At 66.8% G+C, this 13,743-nt stretch carries 14 protein-coding genes and 1 other annotated feature; of the genes, 7 read left to right on the top strand and 7 right to left on the bottom strand.

Going from position 1 to position 13,743, the window contains the following annotated elements; all coding sequences use genetic code 11:
* Positions 1-20 precede the first annotated feature (20 nt).
* The 3 genes from ACPYO6_RS03115 to ACPYO6_RS03105 form a co-directional block, all read right to left on the bottom strand.
* The gene (locus ACPYO6_RS03115) at positions 21-620 is read right to left on the bottom strand and encodes a cadmium resistance transporter (RefSeq protein WP_425713429.1); all 600 of its coding nucleotides are present in this window, start codon (positions 618-620) and stop codon (positions 21-23) included.
* Complete coding sequence (gene cmtR / locus ACPYO6_RS03110; protein ID WP_425713428.1) at positions 617-976, bottom strand: Cd(II)/Pb(II)-sensing metalloregulatory transcriptional regulator CmtR; 360 nt, start codon at positions 974-976, stop codon at positions 617-619. The genes ACPYO6_RS03115 and cmtR overlap by 4 nt, the downstream gene beginning before the upstream one ends.
* 154 nt (positions 977-1,130) lie before the next feature.
* Positions 1,131-2,237 (bottom strand): DUF3644 domain-containing protein, encoded by a 1,107-nt coding sequence (locus ACPYO6_RS03105; protein WP_425713427.1) that lies wholly within the window; start codon positions 2,235-2,237, stop codon positions 1,131-1,133.
* Positions 2,238-2,535: 298 nt separating this feature from the next.
* On the opposite strand from ACPYO6_RS03105, the gene ACPYO6_RS03100 reads away from it, so the two are divergent.
* Positions 2,536-3,045: a hypothetical protein gene (locus tag ACPYO6_RS03100; protein WP_425713426.1), complete on the top strand. Its 510-nt coding sequence runs from the start codon at positions 2,536-2,538 to the stop codon at positions 3,043-3,045.
* A 23-nt stretch (positions 3,046-3,068) separates the two neighbouring features.
* Positions 3,069-4,327 (top strand): IS3 family transposase gene (locus ACPYO6_RS03095; protein WP_425713425.1). Its coding sequence is split into 2 segments (ribosomal slippage): positions 3,069-3,363 and positions 3,363-4,327, totalling 1,260 coding nucleotides; the frame shifts between segments, so codons are not numbered across the junction.
* Positions 3,353-3,484, top strand: a sequence feature (AL1L pseudoknot). Its footprint overlaps the gene before it by 132 nt.
* A gap of 36 nt (positions 4,328-4,363) precedes the next feature.
* On the opposite strand, the gene ACPYO6_RS03090 is transcribed toward ACPYO6_RS03095, so the two are convergent.
* The 3 genes from ACPYO6_RS03090 to ACPYO6_RS03080 all read right to left on the bottom strand — a co-directional run bounded on the left by ACPYO6_RS03090 (position 4,364) and on the right by ACPYO6_RS03080 (position 6,522).
* On the bottom strand, positions 4,364-4,939 hold the full coding sequence (locus ACPYO6_RS03090; protein ID WP_425713424.1) for a CueP family metal-binding protein: 576 nt from the start codon (positions 4,937-4,939) through the stop codon (positions 4,364-4,366).
* Between the two features lie 177 nt (positions 4,940-5,116).
* Positions 5,117-5,908, bottom strand: a complete 792-nt coding sequence (locus tag ACPYO6_RS03085; protein ID WP_425713498.1) for a cytochrome c biogenesis CcdA family protein — start codon at positions 5,906-5,908, stop codon at positions 5,117-5,119.
* Between the two features lie 5 nt (positions 5,909-5,913).
* A complete protein-coding gene (locus tag ACPYO6_RS03080) occupies positions 5,914-6,522 on the bottom strand; it encodes a TlpA family protein disulfide reductase (protein ID WP_425713423.1) in 609 nt (202 codons plus the stop codon).
* Positions 6,523-7,148: 626 nt separating this feature from the next.
* On the opposite strand from ACPYO6_RS03080, the gene ACPYO6_RS03075 reads away from it, so the two are divergent.
* From ACPYO6_RS03075 to ACPYO6_RS03060, 4 genes are all read left to right on the top strand, one after another.
* Complete coding sequence (locus ACPYO6_RS03075; protein WP_425713422.1) at positions 7,149-7,619, top strand: DUF305 domain-containing protein; 471 nt, start codon at positions 7,149-7,151, stop codon at positions 7,617-7,619.
* A gap of 254 nt (positions 7,620-7,873) precedes the next feature.
* A complete protein-coding gene (locus tag ACPYO6_RS03070) occupies positions 7,874-9,334 on the top strand; it encodes a CAP domain-containing protein (RefSeq protein WP_425713421.1) in 1,461 nt (486 codons plus the stop codon).
* A gap of 202 nt (positions 9,335-9,536) precedes the next feature.
* Complete coding sequence (locus ACPYO6_RS03065) at positions 9,537-10,253, top strand: response regulator (protein ID WP_425713497.1); 717 nt, start codon at positions 9,537-9,539, stop codon at positions 10,251-10,253.
* Positions 10,250-11,371, top strand: a complete 1,122-nt coding sequence (locus tag ACPYO6_RS03060) for a HAMP domain-containing sensor histidine kinase (protein ID WP_425713420.1) — start codon at positions 10,250-10,252, stop codon at positions 11,369-11,371. The genes ACPYO6_RS03065 and ACPYO6_RS03060 overlap by 4 nt, the downstream gene beginning before the upstream one ends.
* Before the next feature lie 201 nt (positions 11,372-11,572).
* On the opposite strand, the gene ACPYO6_RS03055 is transcribed toward ACPYO6_RS03060, so the two are convergent.
* Positions 11,573-12,220 carry a TetR/AcrR family transcriptional regulator gene (locus tag ACPYO6_RS03055; protein WP_425713419.1) on the bottom strand — a complete coding sequence of 216 codons (648 nt, stop codon included), beginning with the start codon at positions 12,218-12,220 and terminating at the stop codon, positions 11,573-11,575.
* Positions 12,221-12,344: 124 nt separating this feature from the next.
* On the opposite strand from ACPYO6_RS03055, the gene ACPYO6_RS03050 reads away from it, so the two are divergent.
* Positions 12,345-13,742, top strand: coding sequence for an MFS transporter (locus tag ACPYO6_RS03050; protein WP_425713418.1), 1,398 nt, complete (start codon positions 12,345-12,347; stop codon positions 13,740-13,742).
* Position 13,743: the final 1 nt, after the last annotated feature.

The following is a 13,743-nucleotide window of genomic DNA, read 5'->3' as shown; positions in this document are numbered from 1 at the left end:
CACTGTCCCGGAGGACGCGTTTAGAGACCGAAGGCTCCTCCACTGACGAGGATGACGACGCCAAGGCCGATCAGGACGATCGGGAACAGGACGTGTTCCCAGCGTTCGAGGACTTCGGCGATCGGTCGGCGGGTGGCGATGAACTTGGCCAGCATCACGAGGACCGCGACGAGCAGGAGGAAGACGACGCAGTAGGCGACCACGGCCGCGGGTCCCACGTTGAGGAAGACCGGGACGTAGACGCCGATGTTGTCTCCTCCGTTGGCGAAGGTGACCGCGGCGACGGTCCAGACACCGACGTTCTTGCCCTCGACCTTGGCATCGTCGTCGTCGTCATCGCCCCCGCGCCATGCCCGCCACGCGGCCCACAGTCCCAGGGCCAGGGGTATGAGCCCGAAGTACGGGATGGCTTCCCGGGGAAGAAACGCTCCCGCGCCCAGCGACACGAGTACGGCGGCGCCCAGGATGCCCGCGAAGCCCAGGTACTGGCCTGCGGTGATCCGGGCCGTTGTCCCGCGTTGCCCCGCACCACGGGCGAAGAACAGCGAGAGCACGATGATGTCGTCGATGTTGGTGGCAATGAACAGGCCGATCGCCTGCAGGACCGAGGACAGGATCACGCGTCAGTCCCGGCGTTGGCGCACCCGGGAACCGGGCAGGCAGGATCGATGCAGGGAGCGTTCTCGTTCACCGCGAGGGTGACCTCGACCAGCGCGCGGAGTGCCCGCGTCAGGTGCGGGTCGACGATCTCGTAACGTGTCTGGCGGCCCTCGGGCTCGGCGACCACGATGCCGCAGTCGCGCAGGCACGCCAGATGGTTCGACACGTTCGAGCGCGTCAGCCCGAGGTCGCGTGCCAGCTCTGCCGGATAGGCCGGCCGTTCCAGCAACGTCATGAGGAGCCGTGACCGTGTTGGGTCGGCCAGTGCCCGGCCCAACCGGTTCATCGCGTCCAGACGAGTAGCAATGGTCAGCATGCGCTGAACTATACAGCATCGACTGAACCAGCAGCCCTGTGCCGTAAACGAGCTTTTCTAGGCAGACCGTGAGCGCCCGTCAGGAGCGCACTGTGGTTCGTAGCCACAATCTCCTCGCAGGGCGCGCCGAGCACATTCCCCGGCTCGGGCCCGTTCATCTTCGATTCGTGCCGGGCTTGGCCTTGCTGGCGATGTGCGCGTTGTAATCAGTCACGGCCTGGTCCACGTCCAGCCCGTCGGCCAACGCCTTCTTTGCACGCTCTAGCGCGATGTTGCTCAGTCCTTGGAACTGAACATGACCGTTGGCAGTCCGCTTCTCTCTGTAGCACTTGGCGTCCGCCCGGAGGCCAAGAGCATGAATCACCGCTAGCCCCTGGTGCCGAGTCAGTCCCAGTTTCTCTCCAAGCTTGCTCAACTTGAGTGAGTAGCGGTCGAACGTGTCCACCTCCCGGTAAGCGATGGCCTCCTCTCCGTCCTGCGCGGGGCGGGCGGCTAGATCGCCCCGTTTGGGGTCGATCTTCAAGCTAATTTCCTGGACCTGGTCTGACGGACGCGGTCCTCCCACGAGCCGCAGCCCGACGACACCGGGAAAGACGGCCTCCCAGTTTTCTTGGTCCTTGACCGCACGGAGAGTTAGACTGACGTCGGCCTCGGTCGGTGGCTCCGTCTCCCCGCGAACAGCTCGATCCAGTGCCATCAGCGGGAGCAGCCGAGCCCGCGCATCTGCAGTCCGCCGCCGGCCCGGACGAAGGAGCTCTGCGATGTGCTCGAATTCTTTCCCTACAACGAGGCCCACCTCCGTAGGAGGGCTCGCCGAGACTGGGAGGACTCGCCCGGGCATCACATCGGTGAGGTCCTGACCCGTTAGACCGAGGAGCACCTTCCGGAAGATCGTTACCGCTGATCGAAGATGGAGCCACAGCACGTCATCGCTCATGGAGATGACGTCATGGGTGGCGGCGTCCCGATCTTCCTTCAGGGCGAGCAGCACCACGCGATCTCCCGCGTCGATGATGCCGAGGGAGGTCTCGGCCACGGTCACGCACTTGCCGAGGTCGAATGAGCGGTCGCTCCCGGAGAACCTGACCTTTCGACGCTCATCATAGATTGCAGCTTTCAAGAGCATCTCGAAAGCGTGCGCTGTCATCATCACGGTCGCGTGCTCCCTGCCCGCAGGGCTCGGTCGATTGAAGAGTTCGATGGCGAGCGTCAGTGACTCGACAGCGGCGGCGACGTACTGGCGTGTCTTGCGGGCGGGCACGAATCAGGGCCGAACTGATAGGCGATGCTGGCGAGCACTGTCCAGCAGGGAGTTGTCCATCACATCCTGAGGCTACTTTCATGGTGAAGCCGACAGTGGGAGGCACACGACCACGCCTCACACTTGGGTCGGGTCAAGCAGCTCGTCCAGGCACAGCGCTTGAGTGCACGACGTGAGGACCGCCGGAGTGCGGGGTGACGAGGGGTATGACACGGGCTGGACCCTGCCCGCGCGCCTGCCGCGTGGCCCATAGCATGCGAGGCAGGAGAACAACACCTCATGGAGAAGGGGCGGGAGCATGCCGTCAGGACGCCGCAGGTCCGAAGGCTCGACGACCCGTGGCGCATTGGCGTTGGTCGCGGACACAACCAAGGACGCAACCGGCGGTGCGTTAACGCCGGTCCCGGACGCGTTCTCCCTCTTCGAGGGCGACGTCAGGCACGCATACTCACAGTGGCCAACGCCGACCACGATCATCAGCGATGGAGCGTACGGCGTACGTGGATTCCACGGTGACACCGTGGATGCCACGGATCTGGTGGACTGGTATCGAGAGCACATCAAGGAGTGGTCGAACGCAGCCACGCCAGGCACGACGCTTTGGTTCTGGGGCACCGAGGTCGGTTGGGCGACCGTACACGCCGAGCTTGACAGGCAAGGCTGGGACTATGTGCAAACGATCATTTGGGACAAGGGACTTTCGCACATCGCGGGGAACGTCAATGGCAAGACGATCCGTCAGTTCCCGGTTGTGACCGAGGTGTGTGTCCTCTATCTGAACCGCCCTGGATCTCCTGGAGGGTGCTGATCTAGCAAGGGAGACTGATCCCCATGTCAGCACCGAGGAGATACGACGGTGAGTTCCGGGAGCGGGCGGTGCGGATGTACCGCGAGAAGCTCGGCGAGGGCACCGAGTCGAAGCTGGGAGCCCGCAAGCACGTCGGCTCGCTCCTGGACGTGAACCCCGCAACGCTGCGGAACTGGATCGAGGAGGCCGAGCACGCCAGCGGCGCCCGGCCCGCGACCACTCGCTCGAGTGAGTCCGAGGAGGTCCGCGCGTTGAAGAAGCGCGTGGCCGAACTCGAGCGGGCGAACGAGATCCTCAAGACCGCGTCAGCGTTTTTCGCTCAGGCGGAGCTCGACCGCCGACTCAAGTGATCGTGGCCTACATCGACACCTACAGGGACCGGTTCGGCGTCGAGCCGATCTGCGCCGTGCTGTCCGTGCACGGGATAAAGATCGCGCCGTCCACCTACTACGCCCACAAAGCCCGTCCTGTGAGCCAGGCGCTGTTGGAGGAGGCCTACCTCGTCAACGCGCTGGTGACGCTGCACCGGGAGAACTGGGGCGTGTACGGGGTGCGCAAGCTCTGGCATGCCGCCCGCCGCGCCGGCTTCGATGTTGGGCGCGACCAGGTCGCCCGGCTCATGGCCATCGCCGGGATCACCGGCGCAGTGCGGGGACGACACCGCACCACCACGACTCGGCGGTCGGCCCAGGCGCCACGTCACCCCGACCTGGTCAAGCGCGGCTGGCACGTGCCTACTGCGACCGACCAGCTGTGGGTGGCCGACTTCTCCTACGTGTGGACGCTGACCGGGTTCGTCTACGTCGCCTTCGTCGTGGACGTCTACTCCCGCCGGATCCTGGGCTGGCGAGTCGCAACGAGCATGCGGACCTTCCTGGTCACCGACGCCCTACGTCAGGCGATCGACGTGCGTCACCGCGCCGGAGCCCACTGGGAACACGGCCGGCTCGTCCACCACTCCGATGCCGGGTCGCAATACGTATCGCTGGCGCTGACCGCCGAGTTGGCCCAGGCCGGCATCGCCGGATCCATCGGCACCGTCGGCGACGCACTGGACAACGCGCTGTGCGAGTCGACGATCGGACTGTTCAAGACCGAGGCGATCAACGACGGCGGCCCGACCTGGAAGAACCACGCCGAGGTCGAGTGGCAAGTCGCCCGCTGGGTCCACTGGTACAACCACGACCGCCTCCACTCCTCAATCGGGCAGCTGCCACCCGTTGAGTTCGAACACGCTCACCGGCAGGCTACGACCGTGACCCCCGAACCGGAGGTCGCGTAACCAACCACCCTCCGGAAGATCCAGGGCGGTTCAGGGTCAGGCGAGCCGAAGGTCTGTGAGGCACGTGGCCCCGTCGTCGGCGGTGGAGAAGTCCGACGTACCCGTCAAGCCGTCATAGGTGATCTCGATGGTTCCTTCGACGTCGCGCGGCAACCAGAAGCCTGCGAAGCCGTTGTCGAAGGTGGTCACCTCGTCGTTGACGAGCTCTTCACCGCTTGCTTGGTCCAGGATCCGCACCTGGATGTCCTGGCCGGTGAGTTCCCCCTGGCAGGTGGTGAGACTGTGGTAGTAGCAGTCGTGCGTCTGGTTCACGTATGGGGCCACGGAGAGGTAAAACAGGTCGTCAGGCATGTCCAGGGCGAGGTCCTGCTCGCCGTCGGAGAACAGCAGTTCCTCGGACCGGATGGATGCCATGTAGCTGGTGGGGCGTTCTTGACCGCCCAGTCGGTCGAGATGGTCGATCATTTCCGGGACTTCCATCCCGTCCAGGCCGTGGGCGGCGAGAAACTCTCCTTCAGCGCCCTCCACGGACTGCTCGTCGCTGGTGTCTGCGGTCGAGCAGCCAGCCAGTATCAGTACCAACGCCGGGATCGTTGCGGCAAGTCTTTTCACGTTGTTTCTCCTGTCTGACGGTGCTGGCTGATCGGACCGGACGGCTCCATGACCTGGCGGGTGCCCGGCACACGGTAGGCAACCGTTGCGCAGGTGGATCTAGGTACTTCGTCCCGGGCTCGGTCATGTTTCATCAGGGGGTGCTGAAGAGTCTGTGTCGGCACAAGAGATGCCCGGTCATACCAGGGTTTGAAAGTTGGCGACCAGGCCCTGTAGGTATCCCGAGAGCCAACTCCACACCCCGGTGACCATGGCGAGCCCGAGGAGCACGAGCAAGCCGCCGCCGAGCCGTTGGAAGAGGCGGCGGTGGCGGCGCAGGACGTCCAGCGCTCGGCGCGAGCGGGACAGCAGCATCGCCCCAGCGACAAACGGGATGCCAAGGCCGAGGCTGTAGGCCAGCACGAGGATTCCGCCGCGGGTGGGGTCGGCTTCGCTGAACGCCAAGCTCAGGACGGCGGCCAAGGTCGGTCCCATGCACGGCGCCCAGCCCAACCCGAAGACGACGCCGAGCAGCGGGGCTCCCCAGACGCCTTGACGCGGGGCCAGGCGTAGGCGTCGGTCGCTTTGCAGCATGGGGATGTACCCCATGAATGCCAGCCCCATGAGCACGACCAGCGCGCCAAGGATTCGCGTGATCGTCTCCACCCACGGGGCCAGCAGGATCCCGAGCCAGGCGAACACCACGCCGAGCAGCACGAACACAGCGGTGAAACCGGCGACGAAGAGCAGTGCACCGGTGAGCAGTCGCCCGTCGCGCACCTTCGTACGTTGCGTCCCTCCGCCGTGCCCGCCATGTGTCGTCGCTCCGGCCATTCCGCTGAGGTAGCCGACGTAGCCAGGCAGGAGGGGCAGCACGCAGGGGGAGGCGAAGGAGATGAAGCCGGCGATCAAGGCGACCGGGAGTGCGGCGAGCATCGGCCCGGTGAGAACCGTGTCGGCGAAGGCGGCCCCGAGTTGGTCCCAGACCATGGCTGTCACGCCTCCTCAGCGAGCGTGTCGTCAATGAGGCCGCGCAGAACGGTCGGATCGATCTGTCCCATGACGCGTGCGGCCACGCGCCCCTGCTGGTCCAGGACCACTGTGGTGGGCATGGCCTGGAGCGGCACGAGTCCCTGGAAGGCGGCGACGGCGGCAGCTCCGCTGTCGTGCACCGAGGGGTAAGGAACCTCGAAGGTCCGCTCGAAGGCTTGAGCGGTCGCGACGTCGTCGCGCGGATTGATCCCCAGCATCTCTACACCCTGGGGGGCATAGTCCTCGTAGATCGCGCCCAGATCGTCGGCTTCCGCCCGGCACGGCGGGCAGGCGGCATACCAGAAATTCACCACCACCACCTCACCGCGCGTGTCGTTCACGTCGACCTCCGCACCGTCATAGGTCACCCCGACCAGGTCGATGGGAGCGTCACGCTGCTCGGGTTCCCACAGCTCCAGCGAACCGTCACCCGAGACGTAACCCGTATCAATGCTGAGGTCTGAGTTGGCACCGGGTGCCGAGGCGCAGCCTGCCAGTGCCATCACCGATGCCAAGCGGGCCGCAACAAACCACCGGTCCACCGGACCTCGACGCCTGTTGTTGGAATTCACGCCTTTCACCCTTTCAAGGGCCCTTTGGGGCTCACGTGCCACTGCCTGCACGAGGCGGGTCATCGAACCGTCCGACCTCATAGTCCTACAACTTCTCCTACGCGTGTTGTTCAGAAGTCTTTTTCGCGCATCGCTACCGATGAGCTGGATCCCATCTGGTCTGCGCGAAAGTTGTCAATTCGACCCGCGCTTCCAACGCCACACCATAGGCCTGGCCCGAACGTTGGCGACCTACGACGCCCGTCCGGTGAGACTCCATGAAGAATCGATGAAGATTCACCGCAAACACTGGCATCCAACCCTCACCTCTGCTCGTCCCCGGCTAACGTCGACGCGGCGTCGAGCACGCGGTGGGCAACTCTGCCAGCAAATCTAATGAGCCGGCCGGCCGAAGGTGCTCTTCTTGCCGGCCCGTCCTGCTGACCCGGCGCCCGACTCGAACTGATCTGGAGAAAGAAACCATGAAATTGAGGACTCGGTTTACGGCAGTTGCGGGCGGAACCGTTCTGGCATTGACGCTTGCCGCATGCGGCAGCGGTGACCAAGATGCAACGACTTCAGCCCCGGCCGGGGACGATAGCTCGGAGACAACCACAGAGAGCACGCTGCAGCCGGAGGTATCCGAGATGCACAACGACGCAGACGTGAACTTTGCCCAGATGATGATCGTCCATCACGAGGGTGCTATCGAGATGGCTGACGTAGCGGTGGAACGTGCCGCCAGTGAGGAGGTGCGCACGCTCGCTGAAGGGATCGCCGCAGCCCAGGGGCCCGAAATCACACAGATGACCTCCTGGCTGGAGGCCTGGGGACAGGAGACCTCTCCGGCCGGTGACGGCGGCATGGACCACGGCGGCATGGAGATGGAAGGGCTGACCCAGGAGGAAGCCATGGTCGAGCTGGAGTCGGTGCCGGACGCCGAGTTCGAACTCCGCTTCCTGGAACTGATGATCGCGCACCATCGCGGCGCGGTGGACATGGCCGAGACCGAACTGGACGACGGAGAGAACCCCGAAGCGCTCGCCCTCGCCCAGACGATGATCGACGACCAGCAAGCGGAGATCACCGAGATGGAAGACATGCTCGAGAGTCGTTGATGCCCAACGGACCCGGGGCAGCACTCATGAGGGCTCGCTCGAGGCTGAGACCCAGCCGCACGGCCACGCGCCGAGAGCCCCGCCACACGATTCCCCCACCCGGTACGGGGGCCGCCTCGCGGCGTCAGGGGAAGTTCTGCAGTGCGCCGGATGTCAACCGCGGGACGTGAGCCTGCGCACATGTCCTCGACCCCTAGAAGGTCACGCTTTACTATCGCTCAGGTTACGTTCCGATAACGAGGAGTCCTCCCGACGTGTTTGCACCCCCGCGCGGCCGCCACGCACGGCACCGCACCCTTGCCCCCCGGGTCGCCACCGCGCTCCTGACGGTCGCCGCGGCGACGTCGGTCGCCACGAGTGCCCAGGCCACCGACACCACCGGTGGAGTCCGCACCGTCACCCCGAGCATCCGCACCGACGTCGGCTGGCAGAACCAGGTGGCCAACGCGATCGCCGCCCAGACCAACGCCTACCGCGCGGCCAACGGGCTGTCCCAGCTCACGCGCAGCGGCTCGATCGACTCGGTCGCCCAGTCGTGGTCCAACCACCAGGCGAGCATCGGCTCGATGGTCCACCGCGGCGACTACGGAGCCTCGGCCGTCCCCGGCGGCTCCACCGGCACCATGGAGATCCTGTCCTGGGGCATGTACCCCGACCACGGGGCGGACTACTTCATGAGCCAGTGGCGCAACTCCCCGGTGCACAACAACATCCTGCTCACCGGTTCGTACACGCACTTCGGCGTCGGCGTGGCCGTCTCGGCCGACGGTCGCGTCTTCGCGACGCAGAACTTCGCGACCTACCCGGGCGGCGGCCCGGGCGGCTCCACGCCCGCTCCCGCCGAGCCCGCGCCGGCGGAGCCTGCTCCCGAGCCGGAGCCGGAGCCGCAGGCCGAGCCGCAGCCGGATGCACAGGCCGAGGCCCAGGCGCAGGCCGAGGCCCAGGCCGCACGGACCGACGACGCAGCCTCGCGCGACACCGCCCGCACGGAGCCGGAGCCCGAGCCGGTCCGCCCGCCCGGGACCCCGCGCTTCCTGCTGTCGGACGAGCTCGCCGGCGACGCCGTGCACAACTTCCTCTACGGCGTCGAGGGCGACGAGATCTTCGTCGGCGACTACGACGGCGACGGCACCGACACGATCACGGTGCGCCGCGGCAACGAGCTGCACATCACCGACACCCTGGGTACCGGCCCGGCGGAGCGCGTCGTCGAGCTCGGGGCTGGCGACGGCCACGAGATCGTTCAGGGCGATTTCGACGGCGACGGCACCGACACGTTCGCGGTGCGCCACGGCAACGTCCTGCACATCATCAACGACCTCGAGAACCCCGGCGAGATCGAGCTCGCGGCCTTCGGCGCCGACGGCGACACGCTCCTCGTCGGCGACTGGGACGGCGACGGCACCGACACGTTCGGCGTCCGCCGCGGCACCGACGTCGTCTACACGAACGACCCGACCGGCGCGAGCGTCGACGGCGAGTTCTCCCTCGGCGAGGCGACCGACCTCGTCCTCGTGGGCGACTGGGACGGCGACGGCGCGGACAGCCTCGCCCTCCAGCGCGGCGCCGACTTCTTCGTCAGCAACGAGAACGCGGACGGCGCCGAGGTCGAGGAGACCCGGTACGGCCACGACGGCGACACCGCCGTCTTCGGCGACTTCGACGGCGACGGTTCGGACAGCCTCGGCGTCGTCCGCATCGAGCAGACCCGCTGACCCGGCCCCCCGGCTGCATCAGCACGACCCGACGGGGTCACCGGTCCCACCCTGGACCGGTGACCCCGTCGCCGCCCGGCCCGGACCAGCCAGCCGCGCGAACGACGTCGGTCGATCTGATCGACGGGTGCGACCCGGAGATTCGCACGATCGCGAACGGGTGAGCCACCGGGAGGCGATGCTCGTGCTTCACGATGAGGCCATGGCTCCGCACGCTTCCCCTGACGCGAATCTGCCGCGAGTTCTCGTCGTGGACGACGAGGCGCCATTGGCGCGACTGGTAGCGAGCTACCTGGAACGTGACGGCTTCGAGGTCGAGGTCACCGGTGACGGGAACGACGCGATCGAGCTCGCGCGGCGATGGCACCCCGGCGTGATCGTCCTCGACCTGGGCCTCCCGGGCATCGACGGCATCGAGATCTGCGGGATCGTGCGCACCTTCTCCGACTGTTACATCATTATGCTCACCGCCCGCGTCGAAGAGATCGACAAGCTCCTCGGTCTGTCGGTGGGGGCCGATGACTACATGACCAAGCCGTTCAGCCCGCGAGAGCTCGTCGCCCGGGTGCGGGCGATGCTGCGCCGCCCGCGCCAGGACTCGGGCGACACCCGTCGCTCGGCGTCGTTCGGGCCGCTGACGGTGGACGTCGTAGGCCGGGAGGTGTTCCTCGCCGAGCATCCGGTGGAACTGACCCGCACGGAGTTCGACGTCCTGTCCGCGCTCGCGACCCGCCCACACATGGCTTTTTCCCGGCGCGAGCTGATCGAGGCGGTATGGGGCGCAGGTTGGGGCGGCGACGAGCACCTCGTCGACGTGCACATCGGACATCTCCGGCAGAAGCTCGGTGACAAGGCATCCGCGCCGAAGTTCATCCGGACAGTTCGTGGGATCGGTTACCGCATGGGGCCGGGCTCGTGAGCAACGCCCGGCCGGGGCCATGGGGCTTGGGTGCTCGCCTGCTTGCGGCGAGCGTGGCGGTCATCCTCGTGGCGGCGGGCACCGCGTGGGTGGTCGCCTCAGCCATCGGGCCGGTGATCTTCCACGACCACATGCTCATGGCCGAGCCGGCAGAGGCAGATGTCGTCACCCACGCCGAGCAGGCCTTCACCACTGCGTCGACGCTGGCCCTTTCCCTCGCTCTGCTCGCCGGCCTCCTGACATCGGTCGTGGTGAGCGTGCTCGTCACCCGGCGGATCGCCAGGTCGCTGGACCGGGTGCGGCACGCGGCGGCGAAGGTAGCGAACGGAGACTACGCGGCCCGTGTCCCCGCGGTGCACATGGGGTCCGAGTTCGACGATCTCGCGGCGGCGTTCAACACCATGGCCACCGATCTGGGGCAGATCGAGCAGACACGCACGCGGATGCTCGGGGACCTGGCCCACGAGATGCGCACCCCTGTGGCAACCCTGGACGGCTACCTCGAGGGCATGATCGACGGCGTTGTCCAGGCGGACGAACCAACCTTGGGCATGCTGCGCGAGCAGGCCGGTCGGCTCTCCCGCCTGGCACATGACATCACCCTGGTCACCATGGCTGGCGAGGGACGGTTGAGCATGCGGCTAGAACCACTTGTCGTCGGAGACCTCCTCGACGACGTCCGCGCGCAGACCCAGGCGAGGTACGCGGACAAGGGTGTCCACCTGCACCTCAGCGGCACCGACAGCGACCGACGCACCACCATCGTGGCCGACCGTGACCGGCTCGGACAGGTGCTGACGAACCTCCTCGACAACGCGTTACGACACACACCCGGTCACGGGCGGGTGGAGCTGGGCGTCCAACGCGACGTGCCCGTCCTCCGGTTGTGGGTCAAGGACAACGGCGACGGAATCACCGCTGAGCACCTGCCGCACATCTTCGAACGCTTCTACCGGGCCGACGCCGCCCGCGACCGCGCACACGGCGGATCAGGGATCGGGCTCGCCATCGTCCGATCCATCGTCGAAGCCCACAGCGGCACCGTGACCGCGACCAACCCCGGCCCGGGCGCCCTGTTCACCATCGACCTGCCTATGAACCACCCTCAGCCCGCGTAGGGCACAGTGGGAAACGTTCAGACGGCTCGACAGTGCGCGGCACTGAGCGGTACAGAGGGCAACTCATCGTCCGGTCGGGCCGGATACGTACGACTGTGGGACGTTGATCTTCGTTCGCTGGGATCAGCGGTGCTGCTCAGTGACTTCGTCGAGAAGCCCGCGCCCGCGCCCGCGCCGATGATGCCCACCCGTGAGCGTTCATCATGTGCTTCCGGGCTGCGCAGCGTTCGCAAAAGCCGGCAGCAGGATGGCGTCGATGAACCAGGGGGCGTCCTCGGCGTTGAGCCGCCCGGCTCGCACTTCCTCGGCCGCCCCGTTGATCACGACGTGGGTAGTGGCCAGGAGCCAGCTGACCGGAAGGTCAGCGCGAAAGGCGCCTTCGTGCTGACCACGCTCGAGCAGGTCGCGCATGCGGGCTTCGGCCTTCTCGTGGTGTTCGCGGATGCGGGCTGCAGGCAGTTCCTTCTGCGCCGCAGCCAGCACGGCCCTCGCCTGGTCCACGAGCACCCAGCTGGAGGCGACGAGCCGCTGGAACGCCTTACGGGCGTCACCGTCCAGTGACACCGCGCGCAGGACCTCCTCACCGCGTTCGAGGCTGTCGATGAGTGCAGCCTCGATGAGTTCGGTACGGGTCGCGAAGTGCCCGTACAGCGTCATGCGGCCCACCCCCGCCTCGGCAGCGATGTCGGCCACCGAGGCGTCGGGGTGCTCGCGGATCGCAGTGACGACCGCCGCCAGGATCTTCGCTCGGTTGCGTTGCGCGTCGGCCCGCTGGTTGGCCGCGCGGCGGTCACCTGCTGCGGGCGCTTGCTGGGGCCCGTCGTTCGTCAGGGGCTTCTTGGCCGCCATGCTCCACCTCAGTACTCGTACGGGAATGTATGAGATAGTCTAACCGCTGCATCTCGTACACACATGATTGAGTTGCGTGGGCGAAGCGCAGAACCCATGGGCACCGTCGAGTAGAAGGAGATCGATGATGACTGCGACACAACACGAGCAAGTAGGCGAAGGGGCCCACCCCAAGCGCTGGCTGGCGCTGGGCCTGTTGGGCACGGCCCAATTCATGTTGATCCTCGACGTCACGGTCGTGGCGATCGCCCTGCCGCAGATGGGACTGGACCTGAACCTGTCACGCGAGGCGATGACCTGGGTGGTGGCCGCGTACACAGTGACCTTCGGCAGTCTGATGCTCCTGGGTGGGCGCAGCGCCGATCTGTTCGGCTCCAAACCGATCGTCTATACCGGGCTGTTCATCTTCACCGCCGGGTCGCTGCTGGCCGGACTGTCCGAGAGCGGCGGCGTCCTGCTCGGCGGCCGAGTCGCGCAGGGCCTGGGTGCAGCGCTGCTCTCACCCGCCGCCCTGTCCGTGGTGGTGCGGCTGTTCACCGGCGACGAGCGCAACCGCGCCCTGGGCATCTGGTCCGCCCTCGGCGGTGGCGGCGCGGCGGTCGGCGTGTTGCTCGGCGGCCTGATCACCGCGGGGCCGGGCTGGCCATGGGTGTTCTTCATCAACATCCCCGTCGGCCTCATCGTGCTGGCAGGCCTGCTGTGGGTGCTCCCACCACTGCCACCTGGCGCCGGCCCGCGGCCATCACTCGACATACTCGGCGCGCTACTGGTCACCGCCGCCACCGGATCGGCGATCTACGCCCTGACCGTGGCTGGTGAGCTCGGTTGGACCAGTCCACAGACTCTTATCGCTGCGGGGGCGGCCGTTGTGCTCTATCTGCTGTTCGGGTGGCGACAGAAGACCGCTGCATCCCCGCTGATGAATCTCAGCCTGCTGGGCCGACGATCTGTGGGTGCCGGGGTTTTCGTGATCCTGATCGCCACCGCGCTGATGGTCGCGGTGTTCTTCCTGGGCACCTTCTACTTCCAGCAGTTCGCCGGACATGGCCCTCTCACAACCGGCTTGCTGTTCCTGCCGATCGCACTGGCCACGATGACAGGTGCCAATCTCGGCGGACGCCTTATCGCCCGCCTGGGAGCGCGCTCCCTGGGAGCTGTCGGCATGCTCATCGCAGCCATCGGCCTGATGGTGCCCGCCTTGTGGCCCACAACCGTGGCGACCACGATCGGCATCAGCTTCGGAGCCTTCGGTATCGGCGCACTGTTCGTCGTCGCCGCGGCCACGGCGCTGGGACAGATCGGCCCGGAGGAGGCCGGCATCGCCTCGGGCCTGCTGAGCACCTTCCACGAATTCGGCGCCTCGGTCGGCGTCGCCACAGTCTCCAGCATCGCAGCCCTCAGCCTCGCCACCGACGGTGGCACCGCAGGCTTCCAACAGGCCTTCACGGCCGCCGCCATCGCCGCAGTGGTTGCCGCCGTGATCTCAACGATCGCGATTCCGCGACAACCCGCTCGAACCTAAG

The sequence above is a fragment of the Georgenia sp. Z1344 genome, from assembly GCF_049856295.1.
In the GTDB taxonomy this organism is placed as follows: domain Bacteria; phylum Actinomycetota; class Actinomycetes; order Actinomycetales; family Actinomycetaceae; genus JB111.
This window is presented reverse-complemented; position numbering and strand designations above follow the sequence as displayed.